Annotated in this window: 26 protein-coding genes; 14 read left to right on the top strand and 12 right to left on the bottom strand. The window is 60.9% G+C overall.

Going from position 1 to position 24,746, the window contains the following annotated elements; genetic code table 11:
- Nucleotides 1-5 precede the first annotated feature (5 nt).
- Entirely contained in the window at nucleotides 6-563 is a 558-nt protein-coding gene (locus tag D8U71_RS22305) for a YceI family protein (protein WP_130888693.1), read from the top strand.
- 4 nt (nucleotides 564-567) lie between these two features.
- Here the strand turns inward: D8U71_RS22305 and D8U71_RS22310 are convergent, their stop codons facing one another.
- A complete protein-coding gene (locus D8U71_RS22310; RefSeq protein ID WP_076563476.1) occupies nucleotides 568-1,053 on the bottom strand; it encodes a DUF3592 domain-containing protein in 486 nt (161 codons plus the stop codon).
- A gap of 151 nt (nucleotides 1,054-1,204) precedes the next feature.
- Here D8U71_RS22310 and D8U71_RS22315 point away from each other — a divergent pair, with 151 nt between their 5' ends.
- Entirely contained in the window at nucleotides 1,205-1,891 is a 687-nt protein-coding gene (locus D8U71_RS22315; protein WP_016775237.1) for a GNAT family N-acetyltransferase, read from the top strand.
- Nucleotides 1,892-1,954: 63 nt separating this feature from the next.
- Here the strand turns inward: D8U71_RS22315 and D8U71_RS22320 are convergent, their stop codons facing one another.
- Entirely contained in the window at nucleotides 1,955-2,395 is a 441-nt protein-coding gene (locus tag D8U71_RS22320) for a hotdog fold domain-containing protein (protein ID WP_130888694.1), read from the bottom strand.
- A gap of 159 nt (nucleotides 2,396-2,554) precedes the next feature.
- Between D8U71_RS22320 and D8U71_RS22325 the strand changes: the two genes are divergently transcribed.
- Nucleotides 2,555-3,181, top strand: a complete 627-nt coding sequence (locus D8U71_RS22325; protein WP_130888695.1) for a TetR/AcrR family transcriptional regulator — start codon at nucleotides 2,555-2,557, stop codon at nucleotides 3,179-3,181.
- A gap of 222 nt (nucleotides 3,182-3,403) precedes the next feature.
- Here D8U71_RS22325 and D8U71_RS22330 read toward each other — a convergent pair whose 3' ends face one another.
- Both D8U71_RS22330 and D8U71_RS22335 read right to left on the bottom strand, forming a co-directional pair.
- The gene (locus tag D8U71_RS22330; RefSeq protein WP_130888696.1) at nucleotides 3,404-4,528 is read right to left on the bottom strand and encodes a P1 family peptidase; all 1,125 of its coding nucleotides are present in this window, start codon (nucleotides 4,526-4,528) and stop codon (nucleotides 3,404-3,406) included.
- Nucleotides 4,529-4,601: 73 nt separating this feature from the next.
- Nucleotides 4,602-5,705 (bottom strand): polyamine ABC transporter substrate-binding protein, encoded by a 1,104-nt coding sequence (locus D8U71_RS22335; RefSeq protein WP_130888697.1) that lies wholly within the window; start codon nucleotides 5,703-5,705, stop codon nucleotides 4,602-4,604.
- A 111-nt stretch (nucleotides 5,706-5,816) separates the two neighbouring features.
- Here D8U71_RS22335 and D8U71_RS22340 point away from each other — a divergent pair, with 111 nt between their 5' ends.
- Nucleotides 5,817-6,596, top strand: coding sequence for a helix-turn-helix transcriptional regulator (locus D8U71_RS22340; RefSeq protein WP_130888698.1), 780 nt, complete (start codon nucleotides 5,817-5,819; stop codon nucleotides 6,594-6,596).
- Nucleotides 6,597-6,656: 60 nt separating this feature from the next.
- On the opposite strand, the gene D8U71_RS22345 is transcribed toward D8U71_RS22340, so the two are convergent.
- Complete coding sequence (locus tag D8U71_RS22345) at nucleotides 6,657-7,598, bottom strand: class I SAM-dependent methyltransferase (protein WP_130888699.1); 942 nt, start codon at nucleotides 7,596-7,598, stop codon at nucleotides 6,657-6,659.
- A 198-nt stretch (nucleotides 7,599-7,796) separates the two neighbouring features.
- Between D8U71_RS22345 and D8U71_RS22350 the strand changes: the two genes are divergently transcribed.
- The 4 genes from D8U71_RS22350 to D8U71_RS22365 all read left to right on the top strand — a co-directional run bounded on the left by D8U71_RS22350 (nucleotide 7,797) and on the right by D8U71_RS22365 (nucleotide 10,516).
- Nucleotides 7,797-8,210 (top strand): response regulator, encoded by a 414-nt coding sequence (locus D8U71_RS22350; RefSeq protein WP_016775233.1) that lies wholly within the window; start codon nucleotides 7,797-7,799, stop codon nucleotides 8,208-8,210.
- Between the two features lie 56 nt (nucleotides 8,211-8,266).
- A complete protein-coding gene (locus tag D8U71_RS22355; RefSeq protein WP_125927904.1) occupies nucleotides 8,267-8,935 on the top strand; it encodes an HAD-IA family hydrolase in 669 nt (222 codons plus the stop codon).
- A gap of 351 nt (nucleotides 8,936-9,286) precedes the next feature.
- Nucleotides 9,287-10,084, top strand: a complete 798-nt coding sequence (locus D8U71_RS22360) for an SDR family oxidoreductase (protein ID WP_130888700.1) — start codon at nucleotides 9,287-9,289, stop codon at nucleotides 10,082-10,084.
- A 21-nt stretch (nucleotides 10,085-10,105) separates the two neighbouring features.
- Nucleotides 10,106-10,516, top strand: a complete 411-nt coding sequence (locus D8U71_RS22365) for an SRPBCC family protein (RefSeq protein ID WP_130888701.1) — start codon at nucleotides 10,106-10,108, stop codon at nucleotides 10,514-10,516.
- A 131-nt stretch (nucleotides 10,517-10,647) separates the two neighbouring features.
- Here the strand turns inward: D8U71_RS22365 and D8U71_RS22370 are convergent, their stop codons facing one another.
- Nucleotides 10,648-12,042: a HAMP domain-containing sensor histidine kinase gene (locus D8U71_RS22370; RefSeq protein WP_041477024.1), complete on the bottom strand. Its 1,395-nt coding sequence runs from the start codon at nucleotides 12,040-12,042 to the stop codon at nucleotides 10,648-10,650.
- Nucleotides 12,020-12,703 (bottom strand): response regulator transcription factor, encoded by a 684-nt coding sequence (locus tag D8U71_RS22375; protein WP_016775228.1) that lies wholly within the window; start codon nucleotides 12,701-12,703, stop codon nucleotides 12,020-12,022. The genes D8U71_RS22370 and D8U71_RS22375 overlap by 23 nt, the downstream gene beginning before the upstream one ends.
- A 308-nt stretch (nucleotides 12,704-13,011) precedes the next feature.
- Here D8U71_RS22375 and D8U71_RS22380 point away from each other — a divergent pair, with 308 nt between their 5' ends.
- The 4 genes from D8U71_RS22380 to hcnC all read left to right on the top strand — a co-directional run bounded on the left by D8U71_RS22380 (nucleotide 13,012) and on the right by hcnC (nucleotide 17,332).
- The gene (locus tag D8U71_RS22380; protein ID WP_130888702.1) at nucleotides 13,012-13,941 is read left to right on the top strand and encodes a hypothetical protein; all 930 of its coding nucleotides are present in this window, start codon (nucleotides 13,012-13,014) and stop codon (nucleotides 13,939-13,941) included.
- Between the two features lie 418 nt (nucleotides 13,942-14,359).
- Entirely contained in the window at nucleotides 14,360-14,674 is a 315-nt protein-coding gene (locus D8U71_RS22385; RefSeq protein WP_095182029.1) for a (2Fe-2S)-binding protein, read from the top strand.
- A complete protein-coding gene (gene hcnB, locus D8U71_RS22390) occupies nucleotides 14,671-16,080 on the top strand; it encodes a cyanide-forming glycine dehydrogenase subunit HcnB (protein WP_130888703.1) in 1,410 nt (469 codons plus the stop codon). Before D8U71_RS22385 ends, hcnB begins: the two co-directional genes overlap by 4 nt.
- The gene (hcnC, locus tag D8U71_RS22395; protein ID WP_130888704.1) at nucleotides 16,073-17,332 is read left to right on the top strand and encodes a cyanide-forming glycine dehydrogenase subunit HcnC; all 1,260 of its coding nucleotides are present in this window, start codon (nucleotides 16,073-16,075) and stop codon (nucleotides 17,330-17,332) included. Before hcnB ends, hcnC begins: the two co-directional genes overlap by 8 nt.
- Nucleotides 17,333-17,453: 121 nt before the next feature.
- Here hcnC and D8U71_RS22400 read toward each other — a convergent pair whose 3' ends face one another.
- Entirely contained in the window at nucleotides 17,454-19,262 is a 1,809-nt protein-coding gene (locus D8U71_RS22400) for a monovalent cation:proton antiporter-2 (CPA2) family protein (protein ID WP_130888705.1), read from the bottom strand.
- Between the two features lie 249 nt (nucleotides 19,263-19,511).
- On the opposite strand from D8U71_RS22400, the gene D8U71_RS22405 reads away from it, so the two are divergent.
- Complete coding sequence (locus D8U71_RS22405; protein WP_130888706.1) at nucleotides 19,512-20,426, top strand: LysR family transcriptional regulator; 915 nt, start codon at nucleotides 19,512-19,514, stop codon at nucleotides 20,424-20,426.
- Here D8U71_RS22405 and D8U71_RS22410 read toward each other — a convergent pair.
- Entirely contained in the window at nucleotides 20,416-21,186 is a 771-nt protein-coding gene (locus tag D8U71_RS22410; protein ID WP_122612173.1) for a substrate-binding domain-containing protein, read from the bottom strand. The two genes, D8U71_RS22405 and D8U71_RS22410, sit on opposite strands and share 11 nt — an antisense overlap.
- Nucleotides 21,187-21,198: 12 nt before the next feature.
- Nucleotides 21,199-22,491 (bottom strand): MFS transporter, encoded by a 1,293-nt coding sequence (locus D8U71_RS22415; protein ID WP_016775219.1) that lies wholly within the window; start codon nucleotides 22,489-22,491, stop codon nucleotides 21,199-21,201.
- 486 nt (nucleotides 22,492-22,977) lie between these two features.
- Between D8U71_RS22415 and D8U71_RS22420 the strand changes: the two genes are divergently transcribed.
- The gene (locus D8U71_RS22420; RefSeq protein WP_024013366.1) at nucleotides 22,978-23,286 is read left to right on the top strand and encodes an RcnB family protein; all 309 of its coding nucleotides are present in this window, start codon (nucleotides 22,978-22,980) and stop codon (nucleotides 23,284-23,286) included.
- A gap of 21 nt (nucleotides 23,287-23,307) precedes the next feature.
- On the opposite strand, the gene D8U71_RS22425 is transcribed toward D8U71_RS22420, so the two are convergent.
- Together D8U71_RS22425 and D8U71_RS22430 are read right to left on the bottom strand one after the other, a co-directional pair.
- Nucleotides 23,308-23,619: a protealysin inhibitor emfourin gene (locus tag D8U71_RS22425; protein WP_130888707.1), complete on the bottom strand. Its 312-nt coding sequence runs from the start codon at nucleotides 23,617-23,619 to the stop codon at nucleotides 23,308-23,310.
- A 14-nt stretch (nucleotides 23,620-23,633) separates the two neighbouring features.
- Complete coding sequence (locus tag D8U71_RS22430) at nucleotides 23,634-24,680, bottom strand: M4 family metallopeptidase (protein ID WP_130888708.1); 1,047 nt, start codon at nucleotides 24,678-24,680, stop codon at nucleotides 23,634-23,636.
- Between the last annotated feature and the right edge of the window lie 66 nt (nucleotides 24,681-24,746).

Here is a 24,746-nt window from a genome sequence, read left to right on the forward strand (position 1 = left end):
ATTCCATGACGTTGCGATTGCTGCTGGTTGCCGCGTTTACATCGTGCGTCATGGTCGGTGCGCAGGCCGCTGAATACAACCGGGTCAACACCAGCGCCAGCCAGATCAGTTTCACCTACAACCAGATGGGCTCGCGAATGTACGGCACCTTCGGCAGATTCGAGGCGACGCTGGACTTCGATACCGACGACCTCGGCAAAGCCCAGACCACGCTGCATATCGATCTCGCCAGCATCGATGCTGGCAGTGAAGACGCCAATACCGAACTGGTGAAACCGGCGTGGTTCGACACCGGGAAATTCCCGCTCGCGGTGTTCAAGTCCAGCCGTTTTACTCAAGTTAACGAGCATCGTTACCAAGTCGCCGGTCAGCTCACGCTCAAGGGCATCACTCGCGAGGTCGAGGTGCCGGTGGAGTTGAAACCGGACAACGCCATCGGCATCTTCGACGGTGAGTTGGTGCTCAATCGAGAGGAGTTCGGCCTCGGCGCAGGGGAGTGGGCCGACAGCGTGGTGTCCAGAGACATCAACATCAAATTCAGAGTGGTGGCGCCACAACAGTGACCGTTCAGTAATATCGGTCCTGTTCCTTCATCGCCTGAATCTGCCAGAACGTCCGGCCGGAAATCAGCAGGAACAGCAGGGCGAGCGTCACGCCGCCGGTCATGATGTAAAAACCTGCGCGATAGCTTTGCAGCTGGCTGGCGATGGCGCTTTTTTCCGGCATCCAGGGCGAGACCAATAGCGCAATCGGGCCATTGACTTCGTACTGGGTGTGTTCGGCGTAGCGTTCGTCGACAAAATCACCTTCATGGAGCTGGCCCAGCTCGTCGGCATAACGATAGTGAATGATTTTGCCATTCTTGTTCATCAGGATCTCTTCCAGCTGCGTGACAGTGCCGTTGGTTTGCGCGCCATTGAAATTCAGCAGCGCATACAGAATGCCTTGATGGCGCGCCATCCCGGCGAGGAGCAAGACCACGCAGCAGGCGACAGTGAGCATGACGACGCGGTTGTAAAGATGATCTTTTGCGGCTTCGCGCGGGTAATACATGGCCCGGTCCTTGGTAGTGAAATGAAGGTGTTCGTTACATCGGCCTTCGACAGCGGATCTTTAAACGGTGGTCTATCGCGGCACGGTATGATGTCGCGGTTCGTCGACGGCTCTGATCATCGGCAACGTTTTTTATCGCCGGAGTTTGCCCATGCCACGCATCACCCACTACACCTCCCCATGCCCGGAAAACGTCAACAGCCAGATCCTGCAAATGGTCGTCGACTACCTGACCGACATCAGTGCGGTCGGCCTCGGCCCGAGCAATCTGCTGTACAACGTTTATCAGTACGCGGTGGGTTATGAGGTGCATCTCTACCTTGAGGCGTTGAACGGCCAGAAGGGCACCGAGGTGGAATTGCTGGTGGCCACTAACGATGAAGACCCGGAGCAAGTCATCGGATTTCTCATCTGTCTGCCGGTGCAGGGCGATTGGGAGGCGTGCAGCGTCGCGTACATGGCGGTGCGTGAAGGCCATCGGCGCCAAGGTGTGGCGCGGGCGATGCTCACGGACATGGTCGGGCGCTATCCGCATGCGGAACTGGCCTGCAGCATTGGCAAGGTGCCGTATTTCGAGGCACTGGGTTTTGAAGTGATCGGCCAGCGCGAAACCCAGGTGCTGATGAGCACGCGGCATTACCGCAGCAACGGCCTGCGCGGGTTCATCGACACCACGCCGATCTATCGCTCGCTGGAAGTGCAGCAGATTCACACCTATCTGCTGCAGAAGAACGGCAAGCGCGCGATGCTCGATGCGGAAAAACAACGCGATCGCCATCTGGACCAGACCAGCCGCCACGTAGAAGAATTCGTCCGTCAGCGCCTGACCCTGCACTGATCGTCGGCCAATCAAAAGCCCTTGCTGCGCATCCCGCGGCAAGGGCTTTTTTGTGCCTGCTTCTCAACCGAGCTTGACGTTCATGGTGATGCGCGCGGTGAAGACTTTTTTACCCTCGCAATCGTGAATGTCGACGTTGACTACCTTGTCGCCATCGCTTTGCCAATCCACACCTTCAGCGCTGGCCACAGCGGTGACGTCGGTTTTCGCCTTGGCCAGATATTCCACGGTCATGCCTTTGGGAATCCAGCGCGCGCCGGCCGGGATCGACACGTCGGTCATCATTCCGCCGGCCAGTTCTGCCGCGTTGCACATGGCGATCGCGTGCACCGTGCCGAGGTGGTTGGTGATTTCCTTGCGAAACGGCACTTGCACGGTGGCGGCATTCGGGCGCAACTCGGAAATCAGCGGATTGATGCTGCTGAAGTACGGGGCGAACTGGCAGGCCATTTTGCTGAATGCATCCGGGCCGGCGCTGTTGAACATGCTGAGAGATTGACTCATGGGAAGCCTCGCTGGGTAGTTTGCAGAATTATGTTCCGTTACAGAACAATGTTCTGTAACGGAACGGTATTCTGTTCACGGTAAATCTGTCAACCTAGGCGCGATTTGTTCACGGGCACGTGACGCCTTTATCAACCTCCGTTTTTGGACCCGAGCAGCATGGACACCGCCGATCTATTGGAACGCAGCTACCCCGGCCGCCGCGCCGAACTCAAACGCGATATCTTTCGCAAGGCCCTGAGCCTGTTCAATGAACAGGGGATCGAGGCCACCACCATCGAAATGATCCGTGCCGAGTGCGACACCAGCGTCGGCGCGATCTACCACCATTTCGGCAACAAGGAAGGGCTGGTCGCGGCGCTGTTTTTCACCGCGTTGGAGGATCAGGCGCGTTTGCGTGATGCGTATCTGGACGCGGCCAATACCACTGAAGAAGGCGTGCAGGCGCTGGTCTTCAGCTATGTCGACTGGGTCGAGCAACAGCCGCAGTGGGCGCGATTCCAGTACCACGCGCGGTTCGCCGTGACCAAAGGCCCGTTCAAGGACGAGCTGGCCGAGCGCAACAAGACGCGCAACCTGCGTCTGCGCCAATGGCTGACGCAATCGGGTCGCGCCGCCGAACTGCAGGATTTGCCTGCCGAGCTGCTGCCATCGCTGATCATTGGCCAAGCGGACAGCTACTGCCGAGCCTGGCTGGCAGGGCGAGTCAAAGGCAGCCCGAGCGCCTATCGCGAAATGCTCGCGCAAGCGGCATGGCGTTCGATTCGTGCCGAAGGTCTCGCCTAGGACTGAAATACGCAGACAAAAAAGAGCCTCAAAGCTCTTTGATGGGGAGGAAGTAGAGCCCGTGAGGCTCAAGAGGCGTGTGAAGCAAAGCGTGGGCTTGATTGGGGTTCAGAACACCCACGCCTACGCAGCGCCGGATCAATCCAGTCACCGCGTAGCTTCATCCTAGGAGCGTGCAATGGACGACTCAAGTACCGGCAGTCGTCCTTGCACAATGCCGGTTCATGCCGGGCGCGATCCCGGCCAACCGGATTTTTTCAGCGCCGCCAGAAGCGTCTGCCCATCCAGGCCCGGCACCGAATGACCGTTGCCCTCGCTGCTGTCGCTGGCGAGCAGGGCATTGATGATCGCTTCTTCCACGGCTTCGGTCGCGGCCAGAAACAGCTCGCTGATGTGGTCGTTGTTGACCATGCGCAAACCGTCGCAGGTGGCTGCGCGTTTAGCCTCGTAAGCGGCAGGCGGGACATGATCATTGCCGGTGGCGAAAGCAATGAAGATGTCGCCGCTGTGGTCTTCGTTACCGCCGCCGGTACGCGCCAGGCCCAGGCTGGCACGCTGTGCCAGGCGCGTGCATTGATGGGGCAGCAGCGGCGCATCAGTCGCCAGGCAAACGACGATCGAGCCCATGCCCGGGTGCGGCAGCGCTGCCCGCAGGAACGGTGAATCCTTCTGTTCCATATAGCGCCCGACCGGGTAACCATCGACGCGTAATTCACTGCGAATGCCGTGGTTGGCCTGCACGATCGCGCCGACGGTCCAACCTCCCTGGGCAGCACTCAGACGTCGCGATGCGGTGCCGATGCCACCCTTGAACTCATGGCAGATCATGCCGCTGCCACCGCCCACCGCACCTTCGACTACCGGCCCATCCACGGCGCCGTTCAGTGCCTCGGCGACATGCTCGGGCTTGACGTGAAAGCCGTTGATGTCATTGAGCAGTCCATCGAAGGTCTCCAGCACCACCGGCATATTCCAGTAAAGCCGCCCGTCATCCGGCTGTTGCTCACGGTCCAGCACAATCAGCGCATCCCGCACCACACCGAGGCTGTGGGTGTTGGTAAAGGCAATCGGACTGGTCAGCAGACCGGCCTCGCGAATCCATTCCAGGCCGGTCGCATCACCGTTGCCATTGAGTACATGCACGCCGGCAAAGCACGGTTGCTGGCTGGTCGAGCCTGGGCGCGGCTGGATCAGCGTGACGCCGGTGCAAATGTCACGGCCGCTGCTGCTGCGACCGCGTACATTGCTGTGACCGACGCGCACCCCCGGCACATCGGTAATGGCGTTGAGCGGGCCGGGTTGCATCTGGCCAATCAGGATATCGAGATCACGGGCACGCGGATTCATAAGATTCAGTCTCTTCATTGAAAAGGTCGGGCGGCTTACCGCTCGGATAAGGCAGGCAGATTTCTTGCGCGGGCTACTGGCCGTTCTTGACCTTGCTCCACACCCGCGTACGCACGCGTTCGGCGGCTTTGGGCAAGGGTTCGAGGGTGTAAAGCGTGGCCATGGCGGCAGGGGACGGGTAGACCGCCGGGTTGTCGCGAGTTGCTGCTGCCACCAGCGTTGTCGCGGCGCGATTGCCGTTCGGGTACGACAGGTGGTCACTGACCGGCGCGATCACTTCCGGTCGCAGCAGGTAATCGATAAACGCCAGGCCTTGGGCGCGATTGGGCGCGTCCTTGAGCAGCACCAAGGTATCGAACCAGACTGGCGCGCCTTCCTTTGGCAGGCTGTAGGCGATCTTTACGCCGTTGTTGGCCTGCTCGGCGTTGGTCTTGGCTTCGAGCATCGCCCCGGACCAGCCAACCGCCACGCAGATATTGCCGTTGGACAGATCGCTGATGAACTTCGAAGAGTTGAAGTAGGCGATGTGCGGGCGCAGCTTGAGCAGCAATGCTTCGGCTTTTTTGTAGTCCTCGGGATCGGTGCTGTTCGGCGGCAAGCCCAGGTAATGCAGGGCGACCGGCAGCATTTCCGACGGCGAATCGAGCATCGCCACGCCGCACTCGGCCAGTTTGGCCAGATTGGCTTCGTTGAACAGCAACTCCCAGGAATCCACCGGCGCTTTGTCACCCAGCGCGGCGCGGACTTTGTCGACGTTGTAGCCAATGCCGTTGGTACCCCACAGGTAAGGCACGGCGTACTGATTGCCCGGATCGTTGACCGCGAGTTTTTTCAGCAGATCGGGGTCGAGGTTTTGCCAGCCTGGCAGTTGATCGCGAGGCAATGGGGCGAGGGCGCCGGCCTTGATCAGGGTCGGCAGGCTGAAGTTGCTCGCCACTACAACGTCGTAGCCGCTGCGGCTGGTCATCAGTTTGCCTTCGAGCACTTCGGCGCTGTCGAAGGTGTCGTACACCGGCCGGATGCCGCTGTCGCGCTGGAAATCGTGCAGCGTGTTCGGCCCGATGTAGTCGTACCAGTTGTAGACATGCACGCTCGGTACGTCTGCCGCCATGGCGACCGAGGAGAGACAAAAACAGGCCAGCAGGCCCGGGTTGATAGATCCACGGTGACGACGCATGATGCGGCACTCCTGGCCTGTCGCAGGCCGGTGATGAACTGGAGTGGTCAGGCTAACGGGCCGGTCACACCAGCCCCATTCCCATCATGGGTTACTCGAAAGGGGTAGTGCGTGGACGCGTTGTTGCAGGAATTGCCGGTGCATCAGAGTCTGGCGCGGGTATTTACCCAGCTCGGGCAGGACGGTTTCTGGCGCGCGCTGGTCGACACCCTGCGCCTCCTGGTGCCGCTGGACAATGCCCTCGTCGCCCTGATGCGGGCCGGCCAGCCACCGCGTTTGCTGATCGACTTCGACAGCAAGGGCTACGTGGAGGACCAGCAGGAGCTGGCCGGTTATACCGCCGGCATGTACCTGCTCGATCCGTTTTATCAAGCCGCCGTCAGCGGGATCAGCGACGGCCTGCACAGCCTGGCGTCCGTTGCGCCGGATCAGTTTCTGCACAGCGAGTATTACCAGAGCTACTTTCGTGCCGTGGTGGGCGAGGATGAATTGCAGTTTCTGATCAACGTCGAAGGCGCGGTACTCGGCTTGTCCCTGGGCCGCTCGACCGCGTTTGGCATGGCCGAGCAGGGCCGGCTGTTGTGCGTTCGTGACTGGGTATTGGCGGCGATGCATCGCCACATGCAGTTACTGCCACCGCAAGGACCAGTGGCTGAAGCGGTGGTGGGTGATCTGGCGACGTTGCTGGACCGTTTCGATGCCCGGCTGACCGCGCGCGAGATCGACACGGCGCGCCTGATCCTGCAGGGCTTTTCCAGCAAGGCGATGGCCCAGCAGATGGGGATTTCGCCGGAGACCGTGAAAGTGCATCGACGCAATCTCTATCACAAGCTCAACGTCACCGGGCATGGTGAGTTGTTTGCACTGGTGCTGCGGCCGACATCTTTTTGATCAACACAGAATTTGTGTGGGAGCGAGCAGGCTCGCTCCCACAGAAGGGTTTCTGGTGTTTCAGCTGATGCGCTGGAAGACCAGGGCTTTCAGGCCGCTCTCTGGATCGATATCGGGAAACTCTGGCGGGTTGTCCAGCCGATGATCGAAGCGCAGGCTGGGCGCTTCCTGGGTCACGCCATCAATGAGAAAGTCGGAACCGAACGACGGGTCGTTCATGCACGCCAGCACCGTGCCTTGCGCGGTGAGCAGTTCCGGCAAGCGGCGCAACACCCGTTGATAATCCTTGGTCAGCAAAAAGCTGCCTTTCTGAAACGACGGCGGGTCGATGATCACCAGATCGTACGGGCCGCTGTTGATCACCTTGCCCCAGGATTTGAACAGGTCGTGACCGAGAAAGCTGACCTTGCTCAGGTCGTGGCCGTTCAAACGGTGATTGTCGCGACCTCGGCTCAGGGCCGCGCGGGACATGTCGAGGTTGACCACATGGCTGGCGCCACCCTCGATTGCCGCTACGGAAAAGCCGCAGGTGTAGGCGAACAGGTTTAACACGCGCTTGCCCGCCGCTTGTTCGCGCACCCAGTTGCGGCCGTAGCGCATGTCGAGAAACAGCCCGGTGTTCTGCTTGCGTCCCAGGTCGACGCGGTACTGCAAGCCACCCTCGACGATGGTCATTTCTTCGATTTCCTCACCGATCAGCCATTCGGCCGTGCTTTGCGGCAGATAACGGTGCTGGATCAGCAAAGTGTGCGCGCCGGATTGCTGCCATTCGGCCGAGGCGGCGAGTTGCAGCAGTAAATCCCGCAGATCCTGCAGTTGCTCAGGCGCCGGTTCCTTGAACAGCGACACCAGCACCACGCCCTGCAACCAGTCCACGGTCAACTGCTCCAGCCCCGGCCAGCAGCGTCCGCGCCCGTGAAACAACCGACGGGTTTCGCTGGGCGCCGCTGCCAGTGCGGGTAGCAAATGAGCGTGGAGGGTAGCGAGGGCTTGAGGGTTCATGGATTACGGTTCGGCCGTTCAAAGGGCCGGCATTTTAACCACAAATGAAGGTTTTCGACGGGCGCTGCGCTTCGAAAAACAACACCTTGGCGAAATCTGCTGTATCAAAAGTGAATTTCTACAAGGCGCGCTGCTCATACCTGATAAGCAGCGGATTCAAACCGCTTATCAAAAATGTAATTCGGGGGAGTGCTGTTCATGTGCCCTACACCTACGTCGAGCGCGCACCTTCCTGGCGGGTTGATTCTGGTTGTCGAGGACGATCCGTTGATTCTGGAGTTTCTTTGCGAAATTCTCCAGGAGGAAGGGTTCAAGGTCGAACCGCAAACCAGCGCCGACGCCGCATCCTTGTATCTGGAAAAGCACGCAGCGGACGTCGCGCTGTTGCTGACCGACATCACCATGCCCGGCACGCTTAACGGCGCGGACCTGGCCAATCTGTTCGGCGACCGCTGGCCGGAGAAACCGGTGATGGTCATGTCCGGCTATGAAACGCCCGAGACTTCCGGGGTCAAGCATTCGGTGGCGTTCATCAAGAAGCCGTGGGCGATCGGTCAGTTGCTCGATTGTGTGGAAAGCGCGTTCAAATCCAAGGCCCCGCAGCTGCACTGACAAGTGCTACATTGCCGGGCCAGCCTGCCCGGCCAACTGTCAGAGGATTTGTTCTTTTGTCTGCACAAGCATCGGTTTTTGATCGCGCGTTCGGCGCGTTCCTGTTCGACATGGATGGCACCGTCCTCAACTCCATCGCCGCCGCCGAGCGCATCTGGTCAGCGTGGGCGGTGCGCCATGGCGTTGATGTCGAGACGTTCCTGCCGACCATCCATGGCGCGCGGGCGATCGACACCATCACTCGGCTGAATCTGCCGGGGCTGGATGCTGAGCAACAAGCAGCGTTCATCACCGCAGCGGAAATCAATGACGTTGAAGGCATTGTCGAGATTCCTGCGGCGGCAGCCTTTCTCAACGCGCTGCCGAAAAATCGTTGGGCGATGGTGACGTCGGCGCCTCGCGATCTGGCGTTGCGGCGGATGGCGGCGGCGGGTATCCCCGAGCCGGCGGTAATGATCACGGCGGAAGATGTAAAGGCTGGCAAGCCTGATCCTGCGGGGTATCTCTTGGCTGCAAATAAGCTGGGAGTCGAGCCGGCTGACTGTCTGATTTTTGAAGACGCCACGGTTGGCATTCAGGCTGCGGAAGCGGCGGGCGCTGCACTGATGATCATCACCACCACGCACCAGCACCCGATCGAAACGGCGCATGCGACGTTGGCCAGTTACGATGCGATCGGCGTCAGGGTCGGCGCCGATGGTCTGCTTCGTCTGACGGAAATCTGATCTGTTCCAAAATGCCCCTCACCCTAGCCCTCTCCCGGAGGGAGAGGGGACTGACCGGGGGATATTCAGGTAATACGCCGACGTGAAAGGTCTTCTCTGAATCCATAATCGCTATGGTCTTTCAGGTCGACGGCAAATTCAGCACAACTCGGTCGGTTCCCTCTCCCCCGGGAGAGGGCTAGGGTGAGGGGCTACGGTCTGCCAGAGACAGGGGATCGTCAATCAAACAACATCCCCGTCACCGGTCGGCAGCTCAACCATGCCGGCAATATCGCAACTACGCTGATCCATGCTTGTGAAATCGTCGCCAAAGTCGAGCGCGGTGGAACTCCTTGCTAACGAGGTAAACGCATGAAGATCGATCTGAGTGGAAAACTGGCCATTGTCAGCGGCAGTACCGGCGGCATCGGTCTGGGCATCAGCCAGTCGTTGGCCGAAGCCGGGGCGACGGTGGTGGTCATCGGTCGCGACACGGCCAAGGTCGAGCAGGCGCTGGCGAGCATTCGCCAAGCGGTGCCCAGCGCGCAGTTGCGTGGTCTGAGCGCCGATCTGGGCACGGCCGAGGGCGCGGAAAAGCTTTTCGCCGCCGAGCCGCGCGCGGACATTCTGGTCAACAACCTCGGCATCTTCAACGACGTCGATTTCTTCGAGACTCCCGACAGTGAGTGGACGCGCTTCTATGAAGTCAACGTGATTTCCGGCGTGCGCCTGGCGCGGCATTACGTGCCGGCAATGGTCGAGCAGGGTTGGGGCCGGGTGATCTTTCTGTCATCGGAATCCGGGGTGGCGACGCCGGCGGACATGCTCAATTACGGCGTGACCAAAAGCGCCAACCTCGCGGTGTCCCACGGCTTGGCCAAACGTCTGGCTGGCACCGGGGTCACGGTCAATGCGATCCTGCCGGGACCGACTTTCACCGACGGCCTGCAGGACATGCTCAGAGACGCGGCCGCCGAATCCGGGCGCGACGTGCGCGACGAAGCCGACGCCTTTGTGCGCAGGGCCCGTCCGACTTCGATCATCCAGCGCGTGGCGGATGTTTCGGAAGTGGCGCATCTGGTCACGTACATTGCTTCACCGCTGTCCTCGGCCACCACGGGCGCAGCGTTGCGCGTCGATGGCGGTGTGGTCGACAGCCTGACTATCTGAAATTTCCGAAAGAGAGGTTTTATGCCAACAGCATCTGCAACCATCGACATCCCGGCCGCGGCCGATCAGGTCTGGCAATTGATCGGCGGCTTCAACACGCTGCCGGACTGGCTGCCGTTGATCACCCACAGTGAACTGAGCGAAGGCGGGCGAGTGCGCACCCTGCACACCGCTGACGGCGGCGTAGTGGTCGAACGTCTGCAGACATTCGATAACGCCGCAAAAACTTACAGCTATTCGATTGAACAGGCACCATTTCCGGCCAGCGATTATCTGGCGACGATCAAGGTTGAAGCCCAAGGGCAGGGCGCGCGGGTGACGTGGTCGGGGCGATTTAATGCGGTCGGCGTGAGCGATGAAGAAGTGGTGGCGTTGTTCAACGGCATCTATCAGGGCGGGCTCGAAGCCTTGCGGGCGAATTACCCGACCTGAGACGCAGATCGTTCCCACGCTCTGCGTGGGAATGCAGCCCGGGACGCTCTGCGTCCCATTTCGAAAGCCGGAACGCGGAGCGTCCCTTGAGGCGTTCCCACGCGGAGCGTGGGAACGATCGGCGCGAGACGTCAGGCCTGGCTGATCAAACTCTGCCGACAATCCAGCACCAGTTTCGCCCCGCCCAGATCGCTGCTGCCGACTTCAAGACTGAAGCCGTGCAAGCTCACAATCGCTGCGACAATCGACAGTCCCAGACCAAAACCGCTTTGCGGCTGGCCACCCTCGGTGCGGTAAAACCGCTGGAACACCGCCTCACGTTCAGCCTCGGGAATCCCCGGGCCTGAATCGTGAACCTCGATCCGCGTCTGGCCACCTGCATTGACCCCACGCAACATCACCGTGCCGCCGGGCGGGGTGAATTTGATCGAGTTGCTCAGCAGGTTCGCCAACGCTTCGAACAGCAACGCGCGGTCGCCATTGAGCGGCGGCAGCGTCTCCGGCATGTTCAACTGAAAGCGCAGATCGCCTTCCTCGGCCAGCGGCAGATAGAACTCGTGCAACTCCTCCAGCAAACGCACCGGATCAAGTTCGACGAAACCTGAGCGGCGCTGGCGATCCTCCAGCTCGGAAATCCGCAACAAACCGCGAAACCGCGCCATTAGCGTGTCCGCCTCAGCCAGAACCAGATCCAGTTGCGCCGCTTCTTGCGAACCTTCGCCCGCCTGTTGCTGCATCCGATACAACTGCGCGCGCAGGCGAGTCAGCGGCGTGCGCAAATCGTGGGCGATGTTGTCGCAGACACCTTTGACCTCGTTCATCAAGCGCTCGATGCGCTCGAGCATGGCGTTGACGATGGCGGCGAGCATGTCCAGTTCATCGCGGCGATTGGACAGCGGCAAGCGGTGCGTCAGGTCGCCGGCAACGATGGCCTGGGCGCTGTTCTGGATCGCGCGGATGCGCTGCAGCGGTCGACGCCGCAGCAGATGCCAACCGGCGACCCCGGGAATAATCGTCAGCGACACGCCCCAGAACAACGCGTGCAAAATGATCCGCGTCACCGCGAACAGCGAGCCATTGTCACGCAGCAGCACCAGCCAGCGCCCGTCGCGAGTCTGGGTGGCCACAGCATCGCAGCTGTCGCTGGGCAGAGTCGGATCGTCGGAATCGGCGCACTCGGCGAGCATATGGATCTTGCCGTCGAGCGGCAGTCCTTCGGGAATTTGCTGAAGTGCGCCGCCCAGGTAAACGCCGTCAGCGCTGAACAGACCATAGGCGTCGATACCACGAATATCGAAGGTCATGCTGGCCGCGAGCGCGTCTTCGAGTTGCTCGCCGCGAAAATGCGAAAACAGATGCTGACGTTGCATCAACGAATGTTTAGCCAGTTTGTCGAGGTAGCCGGATACCTCGTAGTACATGACCCCCATGAGGATCGCGCTCCAGGCCACGAATAGCGAGCTGTACAGCGCCAGCAAGCGGCTGCTGGAGGAACGCCAGCCGTCAGACGGGTTCGGCAATGACATAGCCGGAGCCCCGTACCGTGCGGATCAGCGGAACGTTGCCGGCTGCGTCGATCTTCTTGCGCAGACGGCCGATGTGCACGTCGATCAGGTTGGTGCCCGGGTCGAAGTGATAACCCCAGACCTCTTCGAAAATCATCATCCGCGACAGAATCTGGCCGCTGTTGCGCATCAGGAACTCGAGCAGTTTGTATTCGGTGGGCAGCAGCGTCAGCACCTGTCCGGCGCGGCGGGCTTCATGGCTGATCAGGTCGAGTTCGAGGTCGGCGACGTTCAATGTCGTGGCCTGGGTGGCGACGCTGTTTTGCCGACGCAGCAACACTTCGACCCGCGCGGCCATTTCATCGGTGGCGAACGGTTTGGTCAGGTAGTCATCGCCACCGGCTCGCAAACCGCGCACTCGCTCATCGACATCGGAGAGGGCGCTGATCATCAGAATCGGCGTCGCCACGCCCATGGTGCGCAGGGTGGTGACGATGGCCAGACCATCCAGCTCGGGCAGCATGCGGTCGAGGGTGATCAGGTCGTAGTTGCCGCTCACGGCGCGGTCGAGGCCTTCGCGGCCATTGTCGACCCAGTCGACATCCAGCCCGTGGCTGCTCAGTTCGGCAACGATTTCCCGCGCGGTCACGGCGTCGTCTTCGATGGTCAAGATACGAGTCATAGGCAGGCCTGCTGATCGGTTCAAACGGAATGGCAGCATTTTGCCAAGAATTTACCGTGACGCTTTAAATTAACTTTCATCTTCGTCGCGACGGTGAATCGGAACTGATCGGATTTGCCAGTCAGTCATCAATGCAGAAAACCCGCAGGCTCTGACCATTTATTGCAAATTGCACGGATCAGCGAAGTTCAAACTTTCTAACCTATTGAAAATAAAGAGTTTATTTAGTTTCTGTAACTGGCACGGTCACTGCAATTCCTCACCTGACGAGTTGTAACACCATTTTTCATGCCTGGAGCAGTACAACAATGAATAGATCCCCTGATGGCTATTATCCTGCCGTGGAAGAGTCGAGCAGCGTCTCAGGCGTGTCCTGGGGCGCGATCTTTGCCGGTGCTGCGGCGGCCGCTGCGCTGTCGATGATTCTCGTGCTGCTCGGTTTCGGTCTGGGCTTTTCGGCGGTTTCACCGTGGGCCGGAGAGTGCGTCAGCGCCAAGGGCCTGGGCATTTCGACGATTGTCTGGCTGGCGGTGACGCAGATCATTGCTTCCGGCATGGGCGGCTACATTGCCGGTCGTCTGCGGGTGAAATGGGCGAACATGCACGGTGACGAAGTCTACTTTCGCGACACCGCCCACGGCTTCCTCGCCTGGTGCGTCGCCACACTGGTCACCGCTGTGCTGGTGGTCGGTTCGGTCAGCAGCGTCGTCAGCGGCGGTGTGCAGGCTGGGGCTAACGTCGTCGGCGGTGCTGCCGGTGCCATGAGCCAGGCCGCCGGTTCTGCCGCAGCCAATACTGACAGCGATCAGTACGGCTACTTCGTCGACAGCCTGTTCCGTGACGACCGTCCGGCTGCCGTCAGCGATGACGCCGCACGCGGCACCGTGACCCGCATCTTCGCTCAGAGCCTGGCCAACGGTCAGCTCAGCGCCGAAGACCGCACCTACCTCGCACAACTGGTGTCGCAACGTACCAACCTGAGCCAGGCCGATGCTGAACGTCGTGTCGACGAAATCTACGCCAACACCCAGAAAGCCATCGCTGACGCGAAACTGAAAGCCCAGCAAGCTGCCGACACCGCCGCGAAAGTCGCTGCCTACACCTCGCTGTGGATGTTCGTCGCGCTGCTGGCCGGTGCGTTCTTCGCCAGCCTGGCAGCCACCTTCGGCGGTCGTCGTCGCGATGCGGTCGAGTACGTTGAAGTCGACACCTACACCACTACCACTCCGGTCCGTTAAAAAGGAGAGTCACCATGCGCTCATTACTGCTGTTCTTCCTCGGCGTACCGATCCCGATCATCATCCTGATCGCCCTGTTCGTACACTGATCCCTCTGAGGCAGGATGCCTCTGCCGCTTTCATCTTCGGGTGAAAGCGGCTTTTTTGCTTTCTGCGGGGCCAGTTCGTCTTCTCCAACTAACCGTTTCCATCCCGCCATTTTCACTGGCCTGGATCAATATTTCCCTTGGCGATATCGCCTACCGTAAATGATCCAGGCCTTTGCTGAGGTATGAGCTACAGTGCTTGTCGCGCACCTTGTTGCGCTGGCGAAGTATCCGCGTCGACGTTGAAAACACAGCAAGAAAAGCGTCGACGAGGCGTAGTGCAGCAAGGAGCTGTCACAACCTCAACTGAATCTTCACGGACGAACACCGTAATGAACTGCCTAGAAAGAACCTTCGATATCCAGCCCTTGGTGCAGGCGGACATGACCGTGCACATCAATGGCCAAGCGGTCAGCGCCGCCATCGGCGAAACCGTTCTCAGCGTCATCCAGTCCCTCGGCGTGCGCCAGATTGCACGCAACGATCACGACCAAATCAGCGGCGCCTATTGCGGCATGGGCGTGTGCCAGTGCTGCCTGGTGAAAATCAACGGTCGCCACAAACGCCGCGCCTGCCAGACCGTAGTGCGCGACGGCATGCTGATTGAAACCCAGATCAACCGCGTCGTCGCGCAGGAGGTCGTATGAGCCTGCAACCGTTGATCGTTGGCGGCGGGCCGGCGGGGATGGCGGCGGCCATCGAACTGGCGCGCCACGGCGTGCGCTGCACCTTGCTCGAAGAGGCTTCGCGCCTCGGCGGCGTGGTCTATCGCGGGCCGTTGCGCGATGGCGTGCAGCTGGATTATCTCGGCCCGCGTTATTCCGAAGCACTGGACAAACTGCACGGTGAATTTCAGCAGCAGTCAGGGCTGATCGACGTGCGCCTCAACCATCGGGTGGTCGGCGCTGAAGGCACTCGCGCTCTGGTGGTGCTCGATGGCGATGAACAGCTGCACGAGATCGCTTATCCGCAACTGCTGCTGGCCGCCGGTTGCCATGAACGCAGCGTACCGTTTCCCGGCTGGACGTTGCCGGGAGTGATCCTGCTCGGCGGCCTGCAGTTGCAGATCAAGAGTGGCGTGGTAAAGCCGCAAGGGCCGGTGATCATCGCCGGCACCGGGCCGTTGCTGCCGCTTGTCGCGACCCAGTTACATGCGTCTGGCGTGCGCGTCGCCGGCGTCTATGAGGCTTGCGCATTCGGCAGGATCGCCCGCGAGAGTCTGGCGCTGCTGAACAAGCCGCAGCTGTTCCTCGATGGCTTGAGCATGCTCGCTTACCTCAAGTTGCACGGCATCCCGATGAACTACGGTTGGGGGGTGGTCGAAGCCCACGGCGAGGGCGAATTGAAAAGCGTCAGCGTCGCGCCGTATTCGTCGACGTGGGAGGCGGATCTGTCGCGGGTCGAGCGTTTCGAAGCGCAGACGCTGGCGGTGGGTTACGGTTTTATTCCGCGCACGCAATTGAGCCAGCAGATGGGCCTTGATCACCGCTTCAGCGACGACGGCTACCTGCGTGCCAACGCCAATGTCTGGCAGCAAAGCAGCGTCGCGCATGTGCATCTGGCCGGCGACATGGGCGGGATCCGCGGCGGCGAAGCGGCGATGCTCGCCGGCAAGATCGCCGCCACTTCTATCCTGCTGCAACGCGGCGTGCTCGACGCCGAGCTCGCCCGGGTGCGCAGTGATCGCTACGCAAGCAAACTCAGAGCCATCGTGCGCTTTCGTGCGGCGGTGGATCGCTACACCGAACGCGGTGTCGGGCAGATTGCTTTGCCCGCAGCCGACACGGTGATCTGTCGCTGCGAGCACGCAACCCGCGCCGACATCGATCTGGCGCTGGAGCAGGGTGTGCAAGACATCGCCAGCCTGAAAATGCGCACCCGCGTGAGCATGGGCGATTGTCAGGGGCGGATGTGCGTCGGCTATTGCAGCGATCGCCTGCGCCAGGCCACCGGACGTCAGGATGTCGGTTGGCTGCGCCCGCGCTTCCCGATTGATCCGGTGCCGTTTTCCGCGTTCCAGACTCTCGGCAAGGAGGGCGCTTGCCATGAGTAAGTTCTACGACGTGGTCATTGCCGGTGGCGGCGTGATCGGCGCCTCCTGCGCCTACCAATTGTCCAAGCGCAAAGATCTGAAAGTTGCGCTGATCGACGCCAAGCGCCCCGGCAACGCGACCCGCGCTTCGGCGGGTGGTTTATGGGCGATCGGCGAATCGGTCGGCCTCGGCTGCGGGGTGATTTTCTTTCGCATGATGTCGGCCAACCGCAAGCGCGAAACCCAGGGCGCAGCGGTGGCGGTCGACGCCAGTACGCCGCATATTCTGCCGCAGTCGTTTTTCGATTTTGCCTTGCAGTCCAACGCGCTGTACCCGGCGCTGCATCGCGAGCTGAAAGACAATCACGGCATGGATTGCAAGTTCGAAAAGACCGGATTGAAATTCGTGATCTATGACGACGAAGACCGGCTCTACGCCGAGCACATCGTCGGCTGCATTCCGCATCTGGCCGATCAAGTGCGCTGGCTCGATCAGGCGGCGTTGCGCGCGGCTGAACCGAGTGTCAGCCATGAGGCGCGCGGGGCGCTGGAGTTTCTCTGCGACCATCAGGTCAGCCCGTTTCGCCTCGCTGATGCCTACATGGAAGGCGCGCGGCAGAACGGCGTCGACATCTTCGTCAACACCAACGTCACCGGCGTGTTGCATCACGGCACTCGCGTGACCGGCGTGCAGACGGCAGAAGCGGGCGTGTTTCACTGCAAGACGCTGATCAACGCCGCCGGTGCCTGGGCGGCGGACTTGAGCGAGTGGGCGACGGGTATCCGCATTCCGGTGAAACCGGTGAAAGGGCAGATCCTGCTGACCGAGCGCATGCCGAAAATCCTCAACGGCTGCCTGACCACCAGCGATTGCTACGTGGCGCAGAAGGATAACGGCGAAATCCTTATCGGCAGCACCACCGAAGACAAAGGCTTCGACGTCACCACCACCTACCCGGAAATCGCCGGGCTGGTGCAGGGCGCGGTGCGCTGTTTGCCGGAGCTGGCGGACGTCAACCTGAAACGCACCTGGGCGGGACTGCGTCCGGGCTCACCGGATGAGTTGCCGATCCTCGGGCCGATGCGCGGGATCGAGGGTTATCTGAATGCTTGCGGGCACTTCCGCACCGGCATTCTGACGTCGGCGATTACCGGTGTGCTGCTGGATAAACTGGTGAATGACGAACCGCTGCCGCTGGATATCACACCGTTTCTGGCGGATCGGTTTGCGGTTGCAGGCGTCGAGCCAGTGCCCGCGCTGGAACTGGCCTGACCGAATCCCCTGTGGGAGCGAGCCTGCTCGCGAATGCAATCTGTCAGTGAAGTATTGGGTGACTGACACGACGCTTTCGCGAGCAGGCTCTCTCCCACAGTTGGATCTGCGAAAGGCACGATCAGAATTTGCGGGCTTCCTCTTCGAGCTGATCCGATTCAAACAGTTTGGCCAGTTCCGCCCGGGCTTCCTGGGCGGTCTGCAGGACTTTGGCGGCGTCGTCGTAGACGGCGTGTTGCGCCTCAAGCACCTGTTCGTCGTGATGCTTGAAACGCTTGATCCGCGCATCGGCCTGGGCTTGGGTCAGACCGAGGCCGACCAGCGTGCGCCGGCTCATTTCCAGGCTCGAATAATAGGTCTCACGAATTGCTTCCGCGCCGACATCCACCAGGCGATGCACGTGCTGACGGTTACGCGCGCGGGCGATGATTTTCATGTGCGGATAGTGCTTGTGCACCACTTCGGCAGTCTTGATGTTGGTCTCCGGATCGTCCGTGGCGATGACGAAATACTCCGCCTCGCCAACCTTCGCCGCGTGAAGGATTTCCGGGCGCATCGGGTCGCCATAGAACACCGGCACACCGCCGAAGCTGCGCGACAGTTCGATGGTTTCCACCGAGGTGTCCAGCGCAACGAACTTGATGTTCTGCGCGCGCAGAATCCGCGCCACGATCTGCCCCATCCGGCCCATGCCGGCAATCACCACGCGCGGTGCTTCGGTGTCGATTTCGCGGAATTTCTCCGGCACTTCCACCGGCTGCACTTTCGGGCTGACCAGCCGTGCGCAAATCAACAGCAGCAACGGCGTCAGCGCCATCGACAGGGTTATGGTCAGCACCAGCAGGTCGTACAGACGCGGCTCGAACAGGCCCTGATCGCGACCGATCTTGAACACCACGAAGGCAAACTCACCGCCGGCAGCGAGGACGATGCCGAGGCGAATTGCGCTGATTTTGTTCAATCCTCCTGCCACACGTCCGACGACGAACAGCAGCGGCAACTTCAGACCGATCAGCAGCAGGGTCAGGCCCAACACGGTGATCGGCGCGCTCAACAACAGGCTGAGGTTGGCGCCCATGCCGACGCTGATGAAAAACAGCCCGAGCAGCAGGCCCTTGAACGGCTCGATCTGCGCTTCCAGCTCATGCCGGTATTCCGAATCCGCCAGCAGCAGACCAGCGAGAAACGCACCGAGCGCCATCGACACACCGACCAGATCCATCAGCCACGCCGTGCCGATCACCACCAGCAACGCGGTGGCAGTGGATACCTCGGGCAGACCGGTTTTCGCCACCACGCGGAACACCGGACGCAGCAGATACCGCCCGCCGATCACCACCACGGCAATGCCGCCGAGCACCTGCAAGCTGTGACGAATATCGTCGGCGGTGCTGGTGTGGTGATCGACACCGGCGAGCATCGGCACCAGGGCAATCAATGGAATCGCGGCGATGTCCTGGAACAGCAGAATCGCAAACGCGAGACGCCCGTGGGGGCTGGTCAGTTCCTTGCGTTCGGCGAGGCTTTGCAGGCCGAACGCCGTGGAGGAGAGCGCCAGACCGAGGCCCAGCACAATGGCGCTGTTCAGCGGCTGGCCGAACACCGACAGCGCCAGCACGCCGATCACCGATGCGGTCAACAGCACCTGCGCCAGACCGACGCCGAACACCGATTTGCGCATCACCCACAAGCGGCGCGGCGACAGCTCCAGGCCGATGATGAACAGCAGCAACACCACGCCCAGCTCGGAGATATGCGCAACGCTTTGCGGATTGCCGATCAGGCCGAGCACCGACGGGCCGATGATCACCCCGGCAAACAGATAACCGAGCACAGCGCCCAGTTGCAGACGTTTGGCCAAAGGCACGGTGAGCACTGCCGCGAACAGAAACACGACAGCGGCTTGCAACAGATTGCCTTCATGGGGCATTGGAACGACTCCTGACTACGGGTACGGCGGGGCGACAAGGATAAGGGTTACGCGGTCTCCAGACCATTCGAGATCCAATGTGGGAGCGAGCCTGCTCGCGAATGCGGTGGGTCAGTCACCTATGCATTGACTAATGCTCCGCATTCGCGAGCAGGCTCGCTCCCACAAGGGCAGCTTTCATCAGGTCTGTAATAATTTGCATCAACTGGTTACATTTATAACCCCTGCGCATCAATTTCCGGAAACGCCATGGCCATCAACTTCGACCTCAACGACCTGCAAGCCTTTCGCGCGGTGGTCGAGCAGGGCAGTTTTCGCAAGGCTGCCGACACCGTGCGCCTGTCACAACCGGCGCTGAGCCGGCGCATCGAAAAGCTCGAAGACGCCCTCGGCGTGAAATTGTTCGAGCGCACCACGCGCAAGGTCAGCCTGACCCAGGCCGGGCGCGGCTTCATGCCCAGCGTCGAGCGCTTGCTGGATGATCTCGACATTGCCTTGCTCGGCATCAGCGAAGTCGCCTCGACGCGTCTGGGCCATGTCACCGTCGCCTGCGTGCCGTCGGCGGCGTACTACTTCATGCCCCGCGTGGTCGCGCGCTATCACCAGCAGTTTCCACGGATCAAGGTCAAAGTCCTCGATTCCAGCGCCCACGATGTGTTGAGCGCGGTGGTCAATGGCGAGGCGGATTTCGGTTTGAGTTTTCTCGGCACGCAGGATGCCAAAGTCGAGTGCGAACCGCTTGTGCAGGAGTGCTACGTTGTCGCCTGTCGTCGCGATCATCCGCTGGCCGGGCGCTGCAGCGTCAGTTGGGACGAGTTCTATCAACAGGATTACATCGCGCTGGACAAGACTTCGGGCAATCGCTTTCTGCTCGATCAGGCCTTGGGCGGGGTGGTGCCGCAGCGGCAGAGCATCTGCGAGACGCGGCATGTGACGACGATGATCGGTTTGGTGGAGGCGGGGCTGGGCGTGGCGGCGGTGCCGTTGATGGCGATGCCCGGGCCGGATCATCCGATCCTGACGCGGGTGCCACTGATTGAGCCGCAAGTGATGCGCAGTGTCGGCATCATCAAGCGCCGGGATCGCACGTTGACCCCGGCGGCTTTGGAACTGGAGCGGCTGGTCGTGGAAATGCGCGTCCAGCCGCCAATGATCAACGCTTGACCGAATCCAGCCCGGTGGCCTGCACGTCAGCCTGAGCGGCCGGTGCAGCGAGGTAGGCGAGCAGGGCTTTGGCCTCTTCTGGATGCTCGGCCTTGACCGGAATGCCAGCGGCAAAACGCGTCACCGACTGCACCGATTCCGGAATTTTCGCCACGAAGCTCACGCCCGGCACCGGCAGCAATTCGCTGACCTGCTGGAAGCCCAACTGATAGTCGCCAGTGGCAACCACCGAGCCGACCGGGATCCTGGCGATCATCTTGGCTTTCGGTTTCAACTGATCTTCGATGCCGAGTTTCTTGAACAGCTGCTGCTCGATGTACACGCCGCTGGCGCTGTCGGAGTAGGCCACCGACTGCGCATCAAGCAGGGTTTTCTTCAGGCCGTCGACGCTGCTGATGTCCGGTTTCGCCGCGCCTTCACGCACCACCATGCCGATTCGCGAATCCGCCAGTTCAACGCGGGAGGCCGGGTCGACCTTGCCTTGTTTGATCAGCTCATCAAGAGCGTAACCGACCATGATCACCACGTCGGCGTGCTCGCCGCGCGCCAGACGGTTGGGAATCGCTTCCGGCGCCTTGCCCATCGACGGGCCGAGGCTGGTGGTGAGCGTGTTACCGGTGGCGGCGGCGAATTTCGGCCCGAGGATCTTGTAGGCGGCAGTGAAACCACCGGAGGTCATCACGCTGAGTTCTTCGGCCTGGGCCGCGAAGTTGAACGCGAGACCGGCGAGCAGGGCGGTGACAGTAAAGAGTTTTTTCATGGCGAGTATTCCTCAGGCCGCGACAGGTTGTAGACGACCACCGGCACGGCGGTACAGATAAAGCGTGGCGCACAGGGCGCACAGGGCACCGATGCTCATCCAATAACCTGGCGCGGCTTTGTCGCCGGTGTACTGGATCAGGAAAGTCGACATCGCCGGGGTGAAACCGCCGAAGATCGCGGTAGCCAGGCTGTAGGCCAGGGAGAAACCGGCGACGCGCACTTCCACCGGCATGATTTCGGTCAGCGCCGGAATCATCGCGCCGTTGTACAAGCCGTAAATGAAGGACAACCACAGCAGCGACAGCAGCATGTTGGTGAAGCTCGGCGCCTGCACCAGGAACGACAGCGCCGGATAAGTCGTGGCTAGCGCCAGCAAGGCCATGCCGATCAGCACCGGACGACGGCCGATGCGGTCAGACAACGCACCACCAATCGGCAGCCAGAAGAAATTCGACACACCCACCAGCAGCGTCACCAGCAGCGCGTCGGAAGTGCTCAGGTGCAGCACGGTTTTGCCGAAAGTCGGCGCGTACACGGTGATCAGGTAGAACGCGGTGGTGGTCAGCGCGACCATCAGCATTCCGCCGAGCACCACGCCCCAGTTCTGGCCGAGGGTGCGGAATACTTCGCGCATGCTCGGGCGATGTTTACGCGCGGCGAACTCTTCGGTTTCCGCCAGATTACGACGCAGGAAGAAGATGAACGGGACGATCATGCAGCCGACAAAAAACGGAATGCGCCAGCCCCAGGCGGCCACGGCTTGCGGCTCCATCCACTGGTTCAGACCGTAGCCCAGCGCGGCCGCGACGATGATCGCCACTTGTTGACTGGCCGACTGCCAAGCGGTGAAAAAGCCTTTGCGACCCGGCGTGGCGATCTCGGACAGATACACCGAAACACCGCCCAATTCCGCACCGGCCGAGAAGCCTTGCAGCAGTCGCCCGATCAGCACCAGTGCCGGGGCGAACAGGCCAATGGTTTCGTATCCGGGCACCAGCACAATCAATATCGTGCCGCTGGCCATGATCGACAGGGTGACGATCAGACCTTTGCGACGGCCGACGTCATCGATGTAGGCGCCGAGCACGATGGCGCCGAGCGGACGCATCAGGAAGCCTGCGCCGAATACTGCGAAAGTCATCATCAGGGAGGCGAACTCGCTGCTCGCCGGGAAGAAAACCGCCGCGATCTGCGTGGCGTAGAAGCCGAACAGAAAGAAGTCGAACTGTTCGAGGAAGTTGCCCGAGGTCACCCGGAAGATGGCACCGGCCCGCGAGCCGTTGGTTGGGATTGAGGCTGTCATAGAAAAGTACTCCACCGCTTTTATGACGTGCGCTACGGAGAGGCGGCGCACGGTTTTTATTGAGGTGGATGGTGGCGCAGATGTAACAATCTGTTAATTGCATTGTTGGCATGGATTGATGCGTGGGGCGGATCAATGGTTTCGGTGTTTGGCGCATTTGTGGGAGCGGGCCGGCTCGCGAAGGCTTTCCGTCAGTTGGCGACGATGGCGGATGTGCCGGCGTATTCGCGAGCAGGCTCGCTCCCACAGGGGATCGGTGGTGATCAGAGAATCAGCGTCCGCCAAGACTTGTGGGAGTGGAACTCAGGTCAAAAACTGTGGTGTAACACCAACCCTGTGGGAGCTGCGATGCGACGTTTCGAGTTGCCAGCGATGGCGGTCTGATGGACAAGGCCTCTTACGGCCACCTCCGGCACAAAAACAAGGAATGTTTCCCGCGCCGCGCAGTCGGAGTTCAGGTACTACCTATCCGAAAGAGGTTCACCGATGAACAGCAAAACCCTAATCGCCAGCCTGGCCCTTGTTGCGGGCATTGCCGGAATCACACCCATTGTTCAAGCGGCGCAAACCTCCAGCGAACCCGCCGTGCAATCGCCGACCAGCGACCGCCAGTTGAAGGTCAACGACCGCGCGCCAGAAATGTACCAGCGCGAAGACAAGGCGCTGAAGAACTGGAAAGCCAAAGGTCTGAAAGCACCGATCGAGCAGGCGCAGTGGGTGCAGATCAACGACAAGTACGTGATGGTGATGATCACCAACGGTACGATTGTCGAGATGCAACCCGTCGAGAAATAGCTTGACCGTGGGGGAGAGCGTTTACACAAGCTCTCCCTTGTCCCACAGACTCACTAATTCCCCAGGCGCCCGGTCCTCCGGTACCTTCAACACCATTTCCCCGGACTGATAGCGCACTTCAATCTGGTAGAAGCGCTGATCCCCACGGCCCGATTCGCTGCTGTCCAGTGGCAGGCAACCTTCGAGCACCGAGCAGATCCTTGAGCGCTGATTGATGTCGCATTGTGCGAATTCGATTTCCCTTGGGCGGCTCAGGCTGTGAATTGCTGCAACGCCACCCTGGCGAGATACGCGCAAAACGGAATCTTTATCCAGCTCGGGTAGCGTTTTCATACAGTCTCCTCGGATTATTCGATGCCGACCTGTGCCCAGGCTTGCTGCACCGTGTCGGCTGCTTCGGCGCCGAAGCGCTCGCCGGCGTGGTTGATCGTCAGTTTTGCGAACGCGTCAAACGTTGCGTCCTGTTTCAAACGGTCATCACACAGCGTGTCGTACCAGACGCGTCCGGCTTTTTCCCAGGCGAAGCCGCCAAACGCTCGGGCTGCCAGGTAAAACGCGCGGTTGGGAATGCCGGAGTTGATGTGTACGCCGCCATTGTCTTCGCTGGTGATGACGAACTTGCGCATGTGATCCGGTTGCGGATCCTTGCCCAGCATCGGGTCGTCGTATGCCGTGCCGGGGTGCGACATCGAGCGCAGGCCCTTGCCTTGGATCTGTGGCATCAGCAGGTCGGCGCCGATCAACCAGTCTGCCTGTTCGGCGGTCTCGCCGAGGGTGTACTGCTTGGTCAACACGCCGAATACGTCCGAGAGCGACTCGTTCAACGCGCCGGACTGGTTGGCATAAATCAGCCCGGCTTCGCTTTCGGTGACGCCGTGGGCCAATTCATGGCCGATGACGTCGAGCGAGCGGGTGAAGCGCTGGAAGATTTCGCCATCCCCGTCACCGAAGACCATCTGCGCGCCGTTCCAGAATGCGTTCTCGTAGCCCTGGCCATAATGCACGCTGCCGATCAGCGCGAATCCCTGATTGTCGATCGAGTCGCGACCGAGCACCTTCCAGAAGAAATCATAGCTGGCGCCCAGCGCATCGTAAGCCTCGTCGACCGCCGGATCCCCCGATGCCGGCTGGCCCTCGAGACGCACCGGCATGCCCGGCAAGAGCATTTTGTTCTGCGCATCATGCACGCTGCGCCGTGCCAGGCCAGGCTTGCTCGCCTCCGGCAGAATCGCCCGCGCCGGCGGCTGCGAAGGACGGCCGGGGTTGGGCAGCAGGCTGCGCACATGATTGAGCGTCTGCATCGCGGCGTTGCGCTGCGGCTCGGAACCGTGGGCAATGATGCGGTTGAGAATGTAGGGCGGGATGAAACTGCGCAGCAATCGAGAGTCGGTCATCTAAGCATCCTTGTCGTCATACGATGTCGATACACATGTGAGCGGCAAGGCGTGTTTTCGGTTCCA

The organism is Pseudomonas sp. Sample_21, from assembly GCF_004307525.1.
GTDB lineage: Bacteria > Pseudomonadota > Gammaproteobacteria > Pseudomonadales > Pseudomonadaceae > Aquipseudomonas > Aquipseudomonas atacamensis.

Bases quoted from the DNA above. Each gene is read 5' to 3' on its own strand.
- D8U71_RS22305 (WP_130888693.1), top strand. From the start codon at position 6: ATGACGTTGCGATTGCTGCTGGTTGCCGCGTTTACATCGTGCGTCATG.
- D8U71_RS22310 (WP_076563476.1), bottom strand. From the start codon at position 1,053: ATGTATTACCCGCGCGAAGCCGCAAAAGATCATCTTTACAACCGCGTC.
- D8U71_RS22315 (WP_016775237.1), top strand. From the start codon at position 1,205: ATGCCACGCATCACCCACTACACCTCCCCATGCCCGGAAAACGTCAAC.
- D8U71_RS22320 (WP_130888694.1), bottom strand. From the start codon at position 2,395: ATGAGTCAATCTCTCAGCATGTTCAACAGCGCCGGCCCGGATGCATTC.
- D8U71_RS22325 (WP_130888695.1), top strand. From the start codon at position 2,555: ATGGACACCGCCGATCTATTGGAACGCAGCTACCCCGGCCGCCGCGCC.
- D8U71_RS22330 (WP_130888696.1), bottom strand. From the start codon at position 4,528: ATGAATCCGCGTGCCCGTGATCTCGATATCCTGATTGGCCAGATGCAA.
- D8U71_RS22335 (WP_130888697.1), bottom strand. From the start codon at position 5,705: ATGCGTCGTCACCGTGGATCTATCAACCCGGGCCTGCTGGCCTGTTTT.
- D8U71_RS22345 (WP_130888699.1), bottom strand. From the start codon at position 7,598: ATGAACCCTCAAGCCCTCGCTACCCTCCACGCTCATTTGCTACCCGCA.
- D8U71_RS22350 (WP_016775233.1), top strand. From the start codon at position 7,797: ATGTGCCCTACACCTACGTCGAGCGCGCACCTTCCTGGCGGGTTGATT.
- D8U71_RS22360 (WP_130888700.1), top strand. From the start codon at position 9,287: ATGAAGATCGATCTGAGTGGAAAACTGGCCATTGTCAGCGGCAGTACC.
- D8U71_RS22365 (WP_130888701.1), top strand. From the start codon at position 10,106: ATGCCAACAGCATCTGCAACCATCGACATCCCGGCCGCGGCCGATCAG.
- D8U71_RS22370 (WP_041477024.1), bottom strand. From the start codon at position 12,042: ATGTCATTGCCGAACCCGTCTGACGGCTGGCGTTCCTCCAGCAGCCGC.
- D8U71_RS22375 (WP_016775228.1), bottom strand. From the start codon at position 12,703: ATGACTCGTATCTTGACCATCGAAGACGACGCCGTGACCGCGCGGGAA.
- D8U71_RS22380 (WP_130888702.1), top strand. From the start codon at position 13,012: ATGAATAGATCCCCTGATGGCTATTATCCTGCCGTGGAAGAGTCGAGC.
- D8U71_RS22385 (WP_095182029.1), top strand. From the start codon at position 14,360: ATGAACTGCCTAGAAAGAACCTTCGATATCCAGCCCTTGGTGCAGGCG.
- hcnB (WP_130888703.1), top strand. From the start codon at position 14,671: ATGAGCCTGCAACCGTTGATCGTTGGCGGCGGGCCGGCGGGGATGGCG.
- hcnC (WP_130888704.1), top strand. From the start codon at position 16,073: ATGAGTAAGTTCTACGACGTGGTCATTGCCGGTGGCGGCGTGATCGGC.
- D8U71_RS22400 (WP_130888705.1), bottom strand. From the start codon at position 19,262: ATGCCCCATGAAGGCAATCTGTTGCAAGCCGCTGTCGTGTTTCTGTTC.
- D8U71_RS22405 (WP_130888706.1), top strand. From the start codon at position 19,512: ATGGCCATCAACTTCGACCTCAACGACCTGCAAGCCTTTCGCGCGGTG.
- D8U71_RS22410 (WP_122612173.1), bottom strand. From the start codon at position 21,186: ATGAAAAAACTCTTTACTGTCACCGCCCTGCTCGCCGGTCTCGCGTTC.
- D8U71_RS22415 (WP_016775219.1), bottom strand. From the start codon at position 22,491: ATGACAGCCTCAATCCCAACCAACGGCTCGCGGGCCGGTGCCATCTTC.
- D8U71_RS22420 (WP_024013366.1), top strand. From the start codon at position 22,978: ATGAACAGCAAAACCCTAATCGCCAGCCTGGCCCTTGTTGCGGGCATT.
- D8U71_RS22425 (WP_130888707.1), bottom strand. From the start codon at position 23,619: ATGAAAACGCTACCCGAGCTGGATAAAGATTCCGTTTTGCGCGTATCT.
- D8U71_RS22430 (WP_130888708.1), bottom strand. From the start codon at position 24,680: ATGACCGACTCTCGATTGCTGCGCAGTTTCATCCCGCCCTACATTCTC.